Below are 16,550 nucleotides of genomic sequence, written 5' to 3' on the forward strand. Positions count from 1 at the left end.
GGGAACTTGGGGTCAATCAGAGGTGACAGACCGAGCAGCCGGCCTCGTCGTCATCCGAATCCAGGGCGTCGGACAGGACCTCCAGCAGAGGTCGGTTCGGCTTCACGCGCTTTGCAGCACGATCGAGCGCATCCTGATGCTTCGCCTCGATGTCTTCCCGACGCTCTATTAGCTGGTGCAGTGACTCTCCCTGTGACCAGGTGTAGTCGCGCCCCTGCATGGCGGTCCCTTGGTGCCGGATTTTCTCCTCGTACGCCACGGCCTTGTCGAACAGCTCGGGGTGACGATCCTTCAGCCCGACCCATTCATGCTTGCGCTGGAAGAAGCAGAAGTAGCAGCCCGAGCGGGTGCGCCACTCGTAGTAGCCCGGCAGACCGGTGCCCGCCTCGTCGAGGATGCGGCCGACACCTTCGCGGTCGATGCCGTCCTCGCGGAAAGGGAAGACCGCGGTGATGTTGGGCTTGGTACTGACGTAGCCGAGCCTGTTCTCGTCCGCGCGGATGGCGACGTAGGAGATCACCTCGTCCTCGCCGACCCACTCTTCCAACGGCTTGATCTTCAGGTTCTTGGTGCACCAGCGCATCTGGGGGCTCGGCAGCGTGCCTTGGTAAACCTCCAGCCAGTGATCGAAGTCCCGGTCTGTGTTCAGCCTTGTGATGGGCTTGCCGACCGCTGCCTCAAGCTTGTTGAGGTACTCGTAGGTCTCTGGCAGTTCGGCCCCGGTGTCGCAGAAGAAGTACTCCATCTCCGGCACTCGGTCACGCATGTAGATCGCCAATGCGGAGGAGTCTTTGCCGCCGGACAGGCCTAGGACGTGCCGGACCCTCTTCTTGGGAGTGGTGTCGTCGGTCATGGTCACTCCGTCCTCTCGGCTTCGGTGTTGGTAGCGGGCTCGGTTACGCGCTGGGCGAGGGCGGCAAGCAGAATGCGGGCGCCGTCCGGACCGAGCATGTTCCTAGCTTGCTCCAGGACACTGACAGCGAGGCTCTCGGCCTCCTGCCGGGACTGCTCCGGGACGTAGATCAGCGTCCGCTGTTCGACGCCGTCGTTGTCCGTGAGCGTGAGCAGGCGCGCTTGGAGGTTCTCGGTCTGGTCGGTGCTCTGTTCGCGACTCTCGTAGAGGTGGCTGACCCGGTCGAGAGCGGCAGCCATCTCCTTGACACGTCGGGAGAAGACGGCCGCATCGTTGTCGGACCAGTCGCCGAGGGCCGAGTTCGACAGCCGAACGATCAGTGGATCGAGCCAGTCATCGTCCGACAGATACTCGTTGAGCGCGATAGCAACGAAGCCGCGCAATTCCAGACTCAGGGAGACTCCGGCGAAGCCCTTGAGCCGTGCGGCAAGCTCACGGCGAAGCTTCGGCAGCGAAGAGGAGACACGGAACTCACGGCTGATGGTCTCGACGACCTCGGCACGCAGTGCCCTCTCCGCCCCGGAGAGTTCCTCCGCTGCGGCAGCGAGCCGTTCTGCGTAACCCTTGTTGCCGCTGCTGCTGATCCGGGCCTCGGGGCTGATCGGATCGAGGCCCAAGGCCTGCGGCAGCGTGTGGAAGAGCAAGTCGTCCGGGTCCTGAGCTGTGAGCAGGACGGTTCGGACAGCGATGGCGTCCTGGCTGATGCGCTTGGTGCGGCGGGCGTAGGGGGTCAGGACCATCACCCGCTCCATCAGCGCTCGGGTCACCGCGAGCAATGCTGGATTACGGAGAGCCTGAGAGCGTGGAGAGTCCACCTTCAGCGCAAGGGACAGGTTCTTTACGACGCTCTGGCGCAGGCCGTCGCCGAGCGGCGTGGACTTAACGGAGAAGCGCTTCGGTGCCTTGAGCATGCGCTCGACGATGTCGGGTGTAAGCCGGGGCAGGTATGTGCCCTCCTCGAACAGCGCTACGTCCTGGCTGCGCAGGATCAGTGCAGTGACCACCAGCAGCGGCACGGCGCCGGCCTTGACGCCGTAGGGCGGCACCATCAGGGCGCGGAAGATCTCGTCGAGATTGGTGCGCTTGTTCGCTGCGGTGAGTGACGCCTCCAGGGCCTCCCAGACCGCGAGGGTGTGCGGATGGGAGTCGCCAGGACGGGAGAAGCCGTAAGGGAACAAGGAGGTGGAGGAGTCGTCGGCGAGAGCCCCCGTGTTCTCCCGGTGCAGGCCCATGTATTCCAGGGCCCCGCTGTACATGGCACGCTCGGCTGGGTGCTTGGCGATGCCGAGATACCGTTCACCGGACTTCAGCAGCATCGCGGTGAGCAGTTCGCGGCGAGCCTTCGCACCCTGGCTGGTGAGTTCGTGGCGACCGAGCATCTCATTGCGGATGTGCGGGGTGGCCGAGAAAACGCGGTCGCAAGCGATCGAGGCCAGTCCGCTGAGGCTGCGGCCCTCGATCACCTCACCTTCGCCGTCGTCGGCGGAGATCCCCGATCGCCACAGTCGCCAGGTCGCACGCTGGGTCTGCGGGTAGAAGGCCGCGTCGAGGAGTTCCAGGAGCTCGCGTTTGGCCCCTGTTGTGCGTTCCCTGATCTCACGCAGTGCCACTGGGTCCAACGACTTGTCGAGCAGCAGCTCCTGGAGGGCTACGAGGTAGGTCGCAGCGCTTACGACGAGTTCTGGTTCCTCGGTGACTCCGAGGACCACCGGCAGCGAGGACTTGACCACGGGTCGGTCCTCGGTCGTGCCGAGGTGGAAGACGAGCAGTCCGTCAGCGTGGTCATTGAGTTCGTTCGGACCCTTGATGCTTTTGGTCTCAGGGCCGGTGACGCGGGTGAACAGGGCGCGCATCATCCCAGTGACCTGGCTGTGGCGTCCGGCGGTGAGCGCCTGCGGCAGGTACTCGCCGAGCCTTTGGATGACGTACGTGTTGTCGAGATGGTTGGTGATGTCCTTCAGACGGCCGTCGATGTCCACGTCCGTGCCGAGCCATGCCCTGTACTCACCGTTGAACTTTCGGTGCACCAGGAAGCCCCGGTCCACCAGGCTCTGCAACTGGTCCTCAAGGGCAGCGAAAGCCTTAGCGTCCGCCCCGTCCGACGGCTCATGCAGCGCAAAGTAGATCATGGCGGCAGTCGCTCGCAGAGCACCGTCCGAGTCGATCAGATTCAGCATGCCGATGGTGCGCAGCAGGTTCTGATCGGCCGTGGACAGTCCGTTGGCCTCGGTGACCCTGGCTTCGATTTCGATCCAGCGCCCAGCGTTGGTGGAGGCCAGGAGGGACGTACGGCCGGAGTCGAGGAAGAAGTCGTACAGCTGCGGCAACTGGATGGTGCTGGCCCGCTGCGGTTCGGCGAGCGAGAACAGATCCAGCGAGCGGCGGACCGTGTTGGGCTCGTCGCTGTTGAGGAAGTTCGTCAGACTGCGGTCGTGCTGGCCGATCTGAGCCGCGAGGAGAGGAGCGGCGACCGCGGTCAGCGGGTGCAGCGGGTAGAGGTCCGCGAAGTCTTGGGCCTTCAGGCCAACAACAGTGTTGAGGCCGTGATGTTCCCAGGCCTTCTCGGCAGCCACGGCCTGGGCCCGGATCAGCTTCTGGCCGGCCTCGGGAGCAGCGGACTGGTCGAGCCGACGGCGCATCAGCTGGACGGCGTCGCCAAGGTGCGGGGTGAAGGTGATGTCCTCGAACCGGCCCTGGATCTTCGCCCACTCGCGGGTCTGCAGCTCGCTGGAGCGGGCGGCGTAGTCCATGAACGACATGTGCTGCAGCGTCATCATGAACAGCGGCAGACCCTGATCGCCGGCGCTCTTCTCGGCGAGTTCCTGCAACAGGAACAGGTCGTCCTTGGTGCTGGCGAACTCGCTGTGACCGGCAAGGTGCTCAAGGGTCTTGCCGAACTCGTCGATGACCAGCAGCAGCGGCTGCAGCGCACACAGGGCCTCGACGGCGTTCAGGATGTCCTGCGGCGACGTCGTTGCAGGGTCGGTGCAGGCGGCAAGGGATGCAGCGACTGCCTTGGGCGGGCGGGTCTTCCAGCGGCGTTGAGCAGCGGTGTGGAGAGCCCGCGACAGCGTCGCGACGAGCGGCTCGCGGCGGGCCGTGGCGACGGCGCCGAGGAAGCCGGCCGGGGCGAGCTGCTCCCGGCCGGCGGGCAGGCGCTTGGCGAGGCTGGGGCTGGTGGCGCCGAGTAGGGACTCGGCTTCGGTACGGCGGACCTTGTCATAACCGAGGAGGGCATCGATGAGGTTGGTCAGGGTGGACTTGCCGGAACCGTAGGGTCCGGTGAAGGACCAGGACCGGGGACGGCGCAAATTACCGAGGGAACTCGTAACGCGTTCGAGGACGTCGACTGCACGCGTGCCGATGTAGAGAGAGTGCAGCTCGGTCTGGACGTCGCGTTCCAGATTGGTCGAGCGCATCTGTGAGCCGACCAAGGCGATGCCGGTGGGGAACTGCGGGCCACCAGGGTTCTTGCCGGCGGCACTGCGCCGCGTGGGGGTCGCGGTGGTCACACGTTCTCCTCGGTCAGGGCGAGCTGTGGCTCGACGACGTCTTGGTTCTTTCGCTCACGCTTCTCGGCGTCCGCGAGCTTGGGGTACTTGCGTGCCCACTCCTCGCGGGTGGGGAACCCCGGCCGTGACCGGACCTGGTCGTACTGATCGTCCAAGACGTCCCAGGCCAACTCGAACGGATCAGATGAGAACGCGAGGCTTTGCTGCCCGATCGCCTCGACGATCTGCAGCCCCGAGTGATCACCGGAGACTTTCTCCAGGGCGGCGGCGATATCCGGTTCGCGGATACGGAACGCGCGGCCGGGACCCCCGTGTTCGTTGGCGAGGCGGGCGAGCGAGATGGAGCCAGCACCGCGGGTTGTGCGGGCCGCGTAGTCAAGGCAGGCGTACGCCACGATCCGGGCCGGCAAAGAGGTGCGAACACCGGTGGTGAACTGCCATTCCATCTTGCCCCGCTGCCCAACCTGCTCCAGTAGCCCGAGTTCACGGAAGGGGCAGGCGAGCAAGTCCTCAAGCGCGCCTGGGGCGCCGATCTTCCCTCGGGGCGCGGGGGCGTACATCTTGGTGATGCAGTCGACGTCCTTGGCGATGGAGGCTTCCACCGGCCCTTCGGGGAAGGACAGGTTGACGTGACGCACGATCAGCTGTGTCAGATCCTCCGCTGTGAACCGGGAGAACGGCGCGATCTGGAAAGCGACATACCAAGCCGGAGCCCAGCTCTTGGCACCCGGCCGGGAGCAGAGGAGCCACCAGTGCAGCAACCACAGGCTGCCGGTCTCTTCCAAATAGGGGTCGGCTCCACGCTCGTCGAGCAGCCATCGCGCCTCCCACGTCGGGAACGACAACATGGCGCGCGAATTGGTGTCGTCGCCATAGTGCTCGCGGGTGAGCTTGAACGCTCGGGACCAGTAGCGCATGGAATAAACCATGTTCTTGCCGACGCCGAGCTGCACCGGAGCGTCATCCGCGAGGAACGTCTCAGGGTTGTCCTTCACCTGCATGTACGCCTTGTGGAGCCACCCAAAGCGCGGCGCGAACGTCTCATGGCGCGCGAAGGAGGAGTGGGCGGCTTCCGCGAGCCGAGTGTCTGACATGCGGGATTTCTCCGTGTCCGTTCAGGTTTCAGTTGGTTTCAAGGCTCATGCGCCAAATCAGATCGGGACCGACAGGAGTTTTCGCACCTTCCGCACGGCCCGGACGATGGAGGGCACCGCCCGATCCACATCGTGCTCCGTGGTGGCGTACCCCAGGGACAACCGCACCGTGGAGTCCGCTTCTTCCCGACTGCGCCCCATGCCCAGGAGCACATGGCTGGGAGTTGGTGCTCCGGCAGCGCACGCGCTCCCCTCGGAGGCCGCCACATCCGGCATGCCAGCGAGCACCGCATCAGCCGGCGCGCCGTGGAACGTGATGCTGGTAACCCCAGGAAGCCGCTGACCGATCGCGCCGTTGATCCGGCAATCGCCGGCCTGCTCAACGAGCGTGCGTTCCAGAGAGTCGCGCAACTGTGCGATTCGAGTCCCGTCACTGATCAAGTCGCGGCGGGAGGCTTCTGCCGCTGCTCCCGCACCCGCGATACCGGCGACATTTAGGGTTCCGGCCCGCCAGCCGCGCTCTTGCCCGCCGCCGAAGATCAGTGGGCGGTAGGGCAGGGCAATGCCGCGGCGAACAAACAGCGCACCGACGCCCTGCGGCCCTCCGAACTTGTGAGCTGACAGCGACAGCAGATCCACATCGCTCTCCAGCAGGTCGATCGGCAACCGGCCGACCATCTGAGTCGCGTCGGTATGGACCAGGGCGCCGGCCGCATGGGCAGCTTTGACGATCGGGGCGAGGTCCGTCAGAACGCCCGTTTCGTTGTTGGCGGCCATCAACGAAACGATCGCTACGCTACTTGCGGCCAGCGCGAGGTGGAGGCCGTCCAGATCCACCAGGCCGTCTTCGTCGACCGACAGCAGCATGAGCGACTCGGGGGCGTCGCTTGTCAGGGCCCTAGCGGTCTCCAGTACTGCGGGGTGTTCGACTGCGCTCGTCACGAGAGCCCCGCCCGCGCTGAACGCCGCACGTAGAGCGAGATTGTTCGCCTCGGTGGCCCCGGAGGTGAAGACGATCTCCCCGGGAGAGCAGTTGAGTAGATTGGCCACCTGACGACGGGCCACATCGACGCGCAGTGCCGCATCGCGACCCGAGCGGTGTGTGCTTGAGGCGTTACCCACGGTGCGCATGGCGTCAAGAGTGGCTGCGACGGCCTCGGGGCGTGTCGGTGCGGTCGCGTTGTAGTCCAGGTATGCCAGATCTGAATCAAGATCCTGTTCTGTCATGCTCCACCCCGCCTTGCGACGCTCTGTTCGCTGAGCTGGCGGAAGTCGTCGCCCGGTGCGACTGCTTCCACCAGTAGTACACCGAGATCCTAGCCGGGCGAGGATGCAGGTGTGGTAACCGGTCGGGTTTGTGCAGTTCGGTGCCCGTGTTGCATGCGCTCTTGAGAACTAATGTTCGCATGGGTGAGGGCTGATGCCCACAGCTGAAGTGGGCGCCGGGAAGATGGAGTTGAGTTCTCCGATGGCCAGATCGCATCGGCTGGTGAGAGCCGGTGGTGCGGATTCCGTCGAGGGTCCTGCGAGTGTCAGTGGTCCCCACTAGGGTTTGTGCGCAGGTCGTGGCGCACCTCATGCGCGCCGTGATGTGACGCACGCAGAGACAAGGGATCAAGGTTGCGGGAGATACTGGGTGTTCGTCAGGCAGGTACGAGTCAGGGAACACCATGACCGGATCTCCAGGCATCGCGTTTCAGTCGCTCCTCGACGCAGCTCCCGTGGCCTATGTGAGGAGGCTGCTCGGTGAGCACGCCTGCGAGCTGCTCGATCTGCTTCACGGCGGGAACGGGACCGAAGAGACTCTCCGCAAGGTTGCAGCCTCGGCCGTGTCGCCAGAACAGCTGATCAGTAACCCCGAAGAGAGAGCAGAGCTCCTGCAATTGATGCCCGATGCCAAGCGGGCGGAACTCGCTGGCCGGCTCGGCTTCGAAGGTACAGACAAACCGGGCACCTTCCTTGAGGAGCAGCCGTGGTCGCTTGAACAGCGCCGTACGCTTCTCGGCTTCCTCGGCCTGGTCGTCGACCGGGCGCCCGAGGCCCCCGTCTCCTTCCGCAGCAGCAGTCAGCCCGCCTACGCGATGTTCCCCCACCAACGGCTCGCTGCCAGCAAGGTGCGGCGCCTGCTGTACTCCGGGGAACGCCGGGCCGTGCTGCATCTGCCGACCGGCGTCGGGAAGACCCGCACAGGCATGAACCTCATCTGCGACCACCTGCGTCAGGGCGAGCCGACCGTCGTAGTGTGGCTGGCTCGTGGCCGAGAGCTTCTGGAGCAGGCCGCAGAGGAATTCGAGCGGGCATGGGGCGCCCTGGGCAACCGTGAAACCACCGTCCTTCGGATGTGGGGCGATTCTCCCACCAATCTCGATGGCCTGACGGACGGGATCGTCGTGCTCGGTCTCGACAAGGCCAGCGCAGCCGCCAAGGCTGATCCGACCTTCCTGGACCGGCTCGCCCTGACCGCCACGCTCACGGTCTTCGATGAGGCCCATCAGGCCATCGCCCCCACCTACCGCAGGATTGTCGATTCGCTCACGCTACGTAGCGACGCTAGCTTGATGGGATTGACAGCCACCCCGGGCCGCACCTGGGCCAACATTTCCGAAGACGAGAAGCTGTCCGATTTCTTCGCCCGCCAGAAGGTGATGCTGGAGATCGACGGCTACGACAACCCTGTTACCGCCCTCATTGAGCAGGGGTACCTCGCACGGCCGGACTTCCGCACCGTGGCTGCCGACTCCGGCATGCAGCTCAGTACGCGGGACAAGCAGGCACTGGCCGCATCCTTTGATATCCCCGAAGCTTTGATCGGGCGGCTTGCCGACAACGTGCAGTGGAACCTGCAGGTGGTACGCACCATCCTCGACCTGAGCCAGCATCACCGCCGGATCCTGCTGTTCGCCGCCTCCGTCGAACACAGCCGACTGCTGGTCGCCATCCTGTCCGTATTCGGACTCGACGCCGAACAGGTCACCGCCGAATCCTCACCACGGCACCGCGATCGGGTCATCAACCGTTTCAAGGGCACCGGTACTCGGCCGATGGTCTTGTCCAACTACGGTGTTCTCACAACTGGATTCGACGCCCCGGCGGCGAGTGCTGCTGTCATTGCACGACCCACCCGTTCCCTCGTGCTCTACAGCCAGATGGTCGGACGGGTCATCCGCGGGCCCAAAGCCGGCGGCACCCCGAATTGCGACGTAGTGACCGTTGTTGATCCCACACTCCCGGGCTTCGGAGACGTGGCAGACGCATTCACCAACTGGGAAGACGTGTGGAAGGCCCCATGACATCCAAGTACTCGATCGTGACGCCGGATCTAACGGTCAAGGCACTGCAGGACAGCGGCTATAAGTCGACGGCTCATGCCATCGCCGAATTGATCGACAACGGAATCGAGGCCGGCGCCGAACTTGTCGAGCTGTTTGCCGTGGAGGCCGTCGACCGGCCCGGATTGAGGGGGCGGCATCGTATCGAGAAGATCGCTGTTCTGGACAACGGCAGCGGTATGGGCGCGGAGACGCTTCGGCACTCCCTGCGTATTGGCGCTGGCACCCGCCAGGGTCGCAACGGGATAGGGCGTTTTGGCGTCGGGCTGCCCAACTCCAGCATCTCTCAGTGTGATCGGGTTGATGTCTGGTCATGGACGAACGGTCCCGATAACGCACTCCATACCTATCTCGACCTCAAGCAAATTGCCACGGGGGGCCTTGAAGAGGTACCCGAACCCAAGCCCGATAGTCTCCCAGACGAATGGCAGGCGCTGGCTGAGGGTCTCGGCCCTACCGGAACCCTCGTGCAGTGGAGCGAGCTGGAGCGGGTGCAGTGGCGGGGCGCTGAAACGACGCTCAACAACACGGAGGCCTTGATCGGACGCATCTACCGGCGTCTGATCGCGAAGGGGACGCGCATCAAGCTCGTCCCCGCCCGAGGTTGGGCTCAGCTGCCGGGCTGCCGGTATGCGAGGATCAACGACCCGCTGTACCTAATGACCCCCAGCGCAACACCCGAACCCTTCGACGTGCGACCGATGTTCCGCGCCCATGGAGGGGGGAACGCTGGCGAGATCGGCGTCGAACGGTTTTGGGTTCGAGCTCCAGACGGCAAGGATTACCCCGTCCTCGTCCGTTCCTCCATTGCGGTAGATGCCGCGCGTCGTCCCGACGTTGAGGGTGCCCGGTGGCCCACCACCATCTCGTCGAGCCTCAATCCTGGTGACACGCCTTGGGGCAAGCACGCAAGAAGGAACCTCGGCATTTCGCTGATCCGTGCCGACCGGGAACTTGACCTCGACACGGGCTGGGTCAACCCTTCTAGCCCGGTTGAGCGCTGGTGGGGCATCGAAATCGATTTTCCTCCGGCCCTCGACGAGGTCTTCGGCGTTACCAACAACAAGCAGGCAGCCACTACCTTCTCCAGCCTGGCGAACTTTAATTGGAGAGATGATGCTGCAGGACTATCCTGGGAAGAGTTCCGCGAGCAGCTGCGGGATGAGGGAAATCCACGGCTTCCTCTCATCGAGATCGTCTACCATATTCGGGAGAAGCTGATCGGAAAACTCCGATCAGACCTGGATGTACAGACCCTCGGGACAGGTACAAGCCGCAAACGGCATGAAGCGGTTGAAAGCAAGGTTGAAGAAGCGGTCAAGCGCCGCAGTCGTGAGACTCAGCCGAGTCTGACGACCAAGCTCTCTGAAGAGATCACCACGGAGGAGAGCAAGGAGCTGCAGCTTAAAAGCCTTGTGGAGACACATCATTACACTCCGGTGGACGCAAGGCGGATCACCGAAGAGACCATGTCGCAAGGCAAACACGTTCGCTTGATCACCAGCCGAAACCCTGACTCTCCGTCATTCTTCAACGTCGAGTACATCCCGGGTGTGCTGCAGGTTGCCCTGAACATGGACCACGCTGTCTACAGCGATTTGATCGCGGTGCTCGACTCCGACATCGAGGGTGCCACGCGAGAGCAGCTCGCCGAGCGTCTCGCCAGCGCAGCCAGCGCTTTCAAGCTCCTTCTCTTTTCCTGGGCGCGCTTCGAGGACGAACAGCCGGAACTGCCTCGCAAGCGTGCCAAGCAGATGCGCCAGGACTGGGGTCGAATCGCCAGTGAGTTCCTCGGCGCCAGTGACGCAGACGATGAGGACGAAGAGTGAGGGAGGACCACATCTGGCGGCAGATCGAGCAGATGCTTGCCTGTGCGACTCAGCGGGTCGTCCTGGCTGCCCCATTTATAAAGAAGGACGTTTTCGAGGCTGCCCTCGCTGCTATCCCAAGCCACGTACAGGACATTCAGTGTGTCACTCGCTGGTCGGTCGCCGAAGTCGCTGCAGGTGTCTCGGATCCGGAAATCGCAGACCTGGCAGCGGCCGACGGACGCGTTTCCATCGCGTTGTGTCACAACTTGCACGCCAAGCTCTACGCTGCTGATGATGTATGCCTGATTGGGTCGGCGAACCTCACGGGTAAGGCCACAGGCCTTGTTCCCGACTCGAACATCGAGCTGTTGATCGAAACCAGTACGGCGCACCCCGAAGTGCAGCGTTTGCTCCGTGTTATCAAGGACACGGGGGTACCCGGGACGATAGACCTTGCGCATCAGATCAGGAAACAGGCCGACCTCTTCCAAGCAGACGAGGAAGCTCCGCGAGTGCTCGTCGCTGGCCATGACGAACGCCCGATTCCATGGCTGCCGGAGACCAGAAACCCGACAAGGCTTTATGGCGTGTACAACGGACGACACGGCAAGATCGGTCGCGATGTACTTGCCGGGATCCTTCGGGATCTCGCGGCCCTCGACGTGGCTCCAGGGTTGGGTGAGCAGGCGTTTGGCAATGCCGTCCTGTCCCGACTCCGGGCTATTCCTGAAGTCCAGCGCCTCGTTGAGGCGGGACGTCTCAATATGGACGATGTCCAGCGAGAATTGATGGGCAGTGTCGGTTGCACGGAGGAGCGGGCCCGTAGGTCCACAGAGACAATCGCCGAGTGGCTGCGCTACTTTGACGAGATCCATCTCGTGCCCATCGGCCCGTGGGAGATTCGGCAAGGTCGACAGGTCATGTGACGCAGTCCTGTACCCATGGCGATGCGGCTGTGGGTCCAAAGAGGTGCTAGTGCCAGAGCTCGGCGAGGCCAGCTGATGCTGGAGGCCAGGAGCGTTACCTTTAGCCCGCTGGTACTGGTTGCCGCGACTATCGAAAGGGTGCAGGGAATGGCTGCGGCGCGTACCCCATACCTGCTCGGCCATACCGAGATTGCCGCACTCTACGACGTCAAGCGGCAGACCTCGCAGCTCTGGCGTACCGAGGGGACCCTCCCGGAGCCAGACCTTCTTGCCTCTGGAAATCCGTACTGGTTGCTCGCTACCGTCCTGCGTCTCGACGGACACTCAGGCCGCGTGGCAACTAGCGATCGGTTGCGTGCATACCGAGAACGCCAGCCTGACGGGTACGAGGTTGACGACAAGTCCCGCCTACCTGTGATCCTAGGCATCAAGGAGGTCGCTGTGGTCTGCCATGTTGATGAGCAGACCATCTCTCGTTGGCGTAACCGGAAGACCATTGCCGAGCCTGACCTTTCACTGTCAGGATCCCCTCTCTGGCTCCTGGAAACGGTCCTGAACGATGCCGCCCGTCGCGGGCGTGATGTCAGAGCAGAAGATGTCGAGCGAGTCAGAGCTGGCGGTCACGCACTACAAAAGCCGCGCGGCCGTAAGACGACGCCTCCATCGTCGCCGCCGCCGAACAAGCCGTTGCCCCTGTCGCAGACCTTCCAGCCAGGTGAAGAGGCGGAAGCTGCGCAGTTTGTATCCCAGGCGCTCGCGGAGGGGCTGTCCGTGGTGATCCGGCCCAAGCGCTGAGGTTAGCCGCTCCCGTCCGATGCTCGGCCTCCATCAGGGTCACACCTTTCCGCGTTGTGGTGGCGCTTCAGCCGTCATGAGAGTAACACTTGACTTCAGAGTTTGAGTCAATAGAGTCTCTCGCACTTCGATCAAGCGCCCCCAGGAGTCTCCCTGTCATGCCCCAATGCGAACGCCCGCCTGACCGATCACCCGTCGCCTCTGCCTCCGATGGAGAGGGTCCGAAACGGGGACGCGACTACTTGAGAGTCATCTCCTTCGGGGGCGGCGTTCAGTCGACGGCCCTCCTCGTCCTCGCTGCCCAAGGGCACATTGACTACTCGACTTTCCTGTTCGCCAACGTCGGGGACGATAGCGAGCACCCCTCGACCTTGGCGTATATCCGTGACGCAGGGGCCGTTGCGTGATCACGTTTCGTCCGGAGTGTCGTGCTGGCCCGCCCTTGGAGGGGACATCCCGGTTCGGGCGGGGGCGGACGCAGTGCAGGCACGGTCTCAGTGATCATGTGAGTGTCGAAGTCCCATGAACACCTGGCGAGTCCGTGCCTGCTCCTGCATCTTCTCCCATACCCACCGTGCTGGCCCAACTGGGCCGGACTGCCGCGCCCATCCCGCTGGCGGACGCGGTCGCACTGTCCGGTTTCCTGGATCTGGTGCCCGACCCGCGAGGCGTCCGTGGCCGCCGGTACCGGTTGTCCGCCCTGGTCGCCGCGGCCGCGGCGAGTGTCCTGGCCGGTGCCCGCTCGCTCACCGCGATCACGGAATGGATCGGCGACGTCCCCGCGTGGGCCTGCCGGGTTCTCGGCTTCCCCACCGACCCGCTCTCCGGCACCGTGTCCGTCCCGCACCCCCACACCCTGCGCCGTCTGCTCGTCCAGCTCGACGGCGACGCCCTGGACCGGGCGATCGGCGCCTTCCTCACCGCCCGAGCCACCCCGGCCGGCCCCGGACTGCGGGCGATCGCTGTCGACGGCAAGGCCCTGCGCGGCTCGCGCACCCACGCCACCGGGCACGTCACCCTGCTCGCCGCGATGGACCACACCGGTCACGTCCTGGCCCAGCGCCAGGTCGCCGGCAAGAGCAACGAGATCCCCGCCTTCCGGCCCCTGCTGGACAGCGTCGACCTGACCGGCACGGTCATCACCGCCGACGCGCTGCACACCCAGCACGCCCACGGCACCTACCTCCGCGAGCGCGGTGCCCACTACATCGCCCAGGTCAAGGCCAACCATCCCGGCCTCTTCCACCGCGTCCGCCGCCTGCCCTGGCGCGAGATCACGCTCGACCACCACGACCGCACCCGGGCCCACCACCGCCTGGAGATCCGGCGGCTGAAGACCGCCGGCTTCACCCACCTCGACTACCCCGACGCACGCCAGGCCCTGCAAGTCGTGCGCTGGAGGAAGGACTTCACCACCGGCAAGCTCACCATCGAGCGCGTCCACCTGATCACCAGCCTGCCGCCCGGCGCGGCTACCGGCGCCCAGCTCGCCGACTGGATCAGAGGGCACTGGAAGATCGAAAATCTTCTGCACCACGTCCGCGACCGCACGTTCCGCGAGGACGACTCCAAGATCCATGCCGGCCATCTCCCGCGCATCATGGCCGGCCTGCGCAACCTCGCCATCGGCGTCCACCGCCAGGACGGCCACACCAACATCGCCGCCGCCCTACGCCACACCGCTCGCGACTGGCGAAGGCCCCTGGCCGCCCTCGGCATCACCGGATGAATCCGGACAGACCTCGATCATGCAAGGGACCCTGATCCGTGACGTCGCAGTGCCATACGCCGCAGGCGCCGGCCTCGACCTCCAGCAGCTGCATCGTCGCCGGCGCGATGGCGCCACGGAGACCCTCTGGCAGCGGCTCAACCGTCCGGATACGCGCTCGATCCCCATTCCCGTGCGCATGGCCCAGGGCGGTTGCAAGTTCCGGGATCGCGTAGATCGTCCGCGTCCAGCGGGAGTTGACGTGGCAACAGCACAGGCACGAGACCGGTGATCATCAGGGTGTCTACGCCAGCTGATCACTTCGAGGTCCCGTGCCTGCCGCTCCATCCTCCCCGGTCCCTGCCGTTCTGGCGAAACTGGGTCCCCTTTACCAGCACGACACCGGCCGCCTGCGCGCCCACCTCCAGCGCGTACCCGACCCGCGTTCACGTCGCGGACGGTGGTATCCCCTGGTCGGCCTGCTGCTGATCTGTGCCTGCGCAGTCGTCTCCGGCGCCCGGACCATCACCGAGATCACCGAGTGGGGACAGCGCGCCACGATCACGGTGCTGGAGCTGCTCGGCATCCGCCGCCACCTGCCCGGACGTCGCCGCGCCCCGTCCCACGCCACCTTCACCCGGCTCCTGGCCGCCCTCGACGGCGATGCCCTGGACGCCGCGATCGGCGCCTACCTCGCCGAACGTGACCACACCGGCGTCGGTGCCACCGGCTCGGCGCCGCGGCCGGCGGTCGCGGTGGACGGCAAGGCGCTGTCCGGCTCCGCGCACCGGCAGCAGCGTCACCGGCACCTGCTGTCCGCCGTCACCCACGCCCCCACCGTCACCCTGGCCCAGCGGGAGGTGGGGGCCAAGACAGGCGAGACGGCCGCCTTCCGCCTGCTGCTTCAACCACTCGATCTGGCCGGAGCCGTGGTCACCTTCGACGCCCTGCACAGCGTCAAGGACCAGGTGCGCTGGCTGGTGCAGGAGAAGAAGGCCCACTACATCGCGGTGGTCAAGGGAAACCAGCCGACCGCGTCGGCCCAGCTCAAAGCCCTGCCGTGGGAACAGGTGCCCGTAGCGCACACCGTCTCCCAGGCCGGGCACGGGCGGCGGGAGTCCCGCTCGGTCAAGACCATGGCCATCGCGGCGAACCTGGGCGGGATCGCCTTCCCCGAAGCGCGGCTGGCCCTGCGCATCCACCGGCGCCGTCAGGAGAGCGGCAAGCGGCAGACCCGGGAGACGGTCTACGCCGTCACCAGCCTCGATACCCACCAGGCCAGCCCCGCTGACCTGGGCGGATATGTGCGCGGGCACTGGGGAATCGAAAATTCCAGCCACCACGTCAGAGATGTGGTGTTCGCCGAGGACGCCTCCACCGTCCACACCGGCAACGCACCGCGGGCAATGGCCGCTCTGCGGAACCTGGCCATCGGCAGGCTGCGGCTGCTGGGAGCCGACAACATCGCCAAGACCACCCGAGCGATCCGGGACGCACCCGAACACGCCCTCTGGATCTGGGGCATCACCGACAGCCCACTCCTACCAGGAACTTGAAGCCGCCCTGCGCATGGCCAATGGGGCACCGGGCCGTAGGTCCTGTACAGCAGATTTCAAGATCAAGGTCATCGGGCGGTGGCTTCGGGAACACGGAGCCACCGTGCGGGATCCAGCGACTGTCGGCATCGGGATCTCGCTCGACGAGATTCATCGCGCCAACAGACGTAGAAAAGAGCCATACGAGGAGATCGAGTACCCACTGCTCGATCTCGGTCTGCGCAGATCCGACTGCGAGCACATAATTGCGGAAGCCGGGCTGCCCGTCCCACCCAAGAGTGCCTGCTTCTTCTGTCCGTTTCGGACCGTCGAAGCCTGGAAGCAGCAACGTAGGAATGAACCAGAGCTGTTCGCCAAGTCAGTTCAGCTCGAAGCGGTCTTGAACGTGCGCCGTGAGGCCATCGGCAGGGACGCGGCCTACCTCACCCGCTTCGGCTTGCCCCTCGCGGACGCTATACCGGCCGATCAAGCTGAATCGTGGCCCGACGATGAAGGTGGCGGCGGCGGTTGCGATTCAGGCTGGTGCATGACTTGAATGGCTGCGCATGACAGGTGACCGTGCTCACGTCATACGGCCGCTTCACTCGCAAGGCGCGCCAGGGTAGGACCAACGGCGTTCGACCGGACTCCAGCCGGTTGAGGATGCCAAACGGCCGACCATGGCTGAGCCTCGCTGGCCGGATGTCAATCCGATCGCGAGCAAAATCTTCGGACATCGAACTGTGGCCGGGGGCACACCTGCTGCAGAGTCTGATCGGTTCCTCTTCCGAAAGTAAGGCGAAGCGTCATCCTACGGCGCTATGCCCGGTACTTGAACCGTGCCTCGGCGTCTACGAGTTGGTCCTGCGCTGGTTCCCCACTGGCCCAGTCCAGTCGATCGCACCCTCCCCGCTACTCATGGTCGAT

Annotated in this window: 11 protein-coding genes; 7 read left to right on the top strand and 4 right to left on the bottom strand. The window is 64.9% G+C overall.

Features of this window, described 5'->3' with window-relative positions; genetic code table 11:
• Positions 1 to 16 precede the first annotated feature (16 nt).
• Genes ACQCO7_RS24020 through ACQCO7_RS24035 form a run of 4 tightly spaced genes read right to left on the bottom strand, consistent with a single transcriptional unit; the run spans position 17 to position 6,746 of the window.
• Positions 17 to 853 (bottom strand): phosphoadenosine phosphosulfate reductase family protein, encoded by an 837-nt coding sequence (locus ACQCO7_RS24020; RefSeq protein ID WP_363173697.1) that lies wholly within the window; start codon positions 851 to 853, stop codon positions 17 to 19.
• A gap of 2 nt (positions 854 to 855) precedes the next feature.
• The gene (locus ACQCO7_RS24025) at positions 856 to 4,425 is read right to left on the bottom strand and encodes an ATP-binding protein (protein WP_464073772.1); all 3,570 of its coding nucleotides are present in this window, start codon (positions 4,423 to 4,425) and stop codon (positions 856 to 858) included.
• Positions 4,422 to 5,519, bottom strand: coding sequence for a DUF4007 family protein (locus ACQCO7_RS24030; protein WP_363173699.1), 1,098 nt, complete (start codon positions 5,517 to 5,519; stop codon positions 4,422 to 4,424). Before ACQCO7_RS24030 ends, ACQCO7_RS24025 begins: the two co-directional genes overlap by 4 nt.
• 57 nt (positions 5,520 to 5,576) lie before the next feature.
• The gene (locus ACQCO7_RS24035) at positions 5,577 to 6,746 is read right to left on the bottom strand and encodes a cysteine desulfurase family protein (protein ID WP_363173700.1); all 1,170 of its coding nucleotides are present in this window, start codon (positions 6,744 to 6,746) and stop codon (positions 5,577 to 5,579) included.
• A gap of 443 nt (positions 6,747 to 7,189) precedes the next feature.
• Between ACQCO7_RS24035 and ACQCO7_RS24040 the strand changes: the two genes are divergently transcribed.
• The 7 genes from ACQCO7_RS24040 (at position 7,190) to ACQCO7_RS24070 (ending at position 16,179) form a co-directional block, all read left to right on the top strand.
• The gene (locus ACQCO7_RS24040) at positions 7,190 to 8,809 is read left to right on the top strand and encodes a DEAD/DEAH box helicase (RefSeq protein WP_464073773.1); all 1,620 of its coding nucleotides are present in this window, start codon (positions 7,190 to 7,192) and stop codon (positions 8,807 to 8,809) included.
• Positions 8,806 to 10,677 carry an ATP-binding protein gene (locus ACQCO7_RS24045; RefSeq protein WP_363173702.1) on the top strand — a complete coding sequence of 624 codons (1,872 nt, stop codon included), beginning with the start codon at positions 8,806 to 8,808 and terminating at the stop codon, positions 10,675 to 10,677. The genes ACQCO7_RS24040 and ACQCO7_RS24045 overlap by 4 nt, the downstream gene beginning before the upstream one ends.
• Entirely contained in the window at positions 10,674 to 11,585 is a 912-nt protein-coding gene (locus tag ACQCO7_RS24050) for a phospholipase D family protein (RefSeq protein ID WP_464073774.1), read from the top strand. Before ACQCO7_RS24045 ends, ACQCO7_RS24050 begins: the two co-directional genes overlap by 4 nt.
• A 75-nt stretch (positions 11,586 to 11,660) precedes the next feature.
• Positions 11,661 to 12,380, top strand: a complete 720-nt coding sequence (locus tag ACQCO7_RS24055; protein WP_363173706.1) for a hypothetical protein — start codon at positions 11,661 to 11,663, stop codon at positions 12,378 to 12,380.
• 574 nt (positions 12,381 to 12,954) lie between these two features.
• Positions 12,955 to 14,109, top strand: coding sequence for an ISAs1 family transposase (locus ACQCO7_RS24060; RefSeq protein ID WP_464073775.1), 1,155 nt, complete (start codon positions 12,955 to 12,957; stop codon positions 14,107 to 14,109).
• A gap of 311 nt (positions 14,110 to 14,420) precedes the next feature.
• Positions 14,421 to 15,644, top strand: a complete 1,224-nt coding sequence (locus tag ACQCO7_RS24065) for an ISAs1 family transposase (RefSeq protein WP_464073776.1) — start codon at positions 14,421 to 14,423, stop codon at positions 15,642 to 15,644.
• A gap of 103 nt (positions 15,645 to 15,747) precedes the next feature.
• Positions 15,748 to 16,179, top strand: coding sequence for a hypothetical protein (locus ACQCO7_RS24070; RefSeq protein WP_464073777.1), 432 nt, complete (start codon positions 15,748 to 15,750; stop codon positions 16,177 to 16,179).
• The last annotated feature ends 371 nt before the right edge of the window (positions 16,180 to 16,550 follow it).

It is taken from the genome of Streptomyces saintjeani (genome assembly GCF_055409605.1).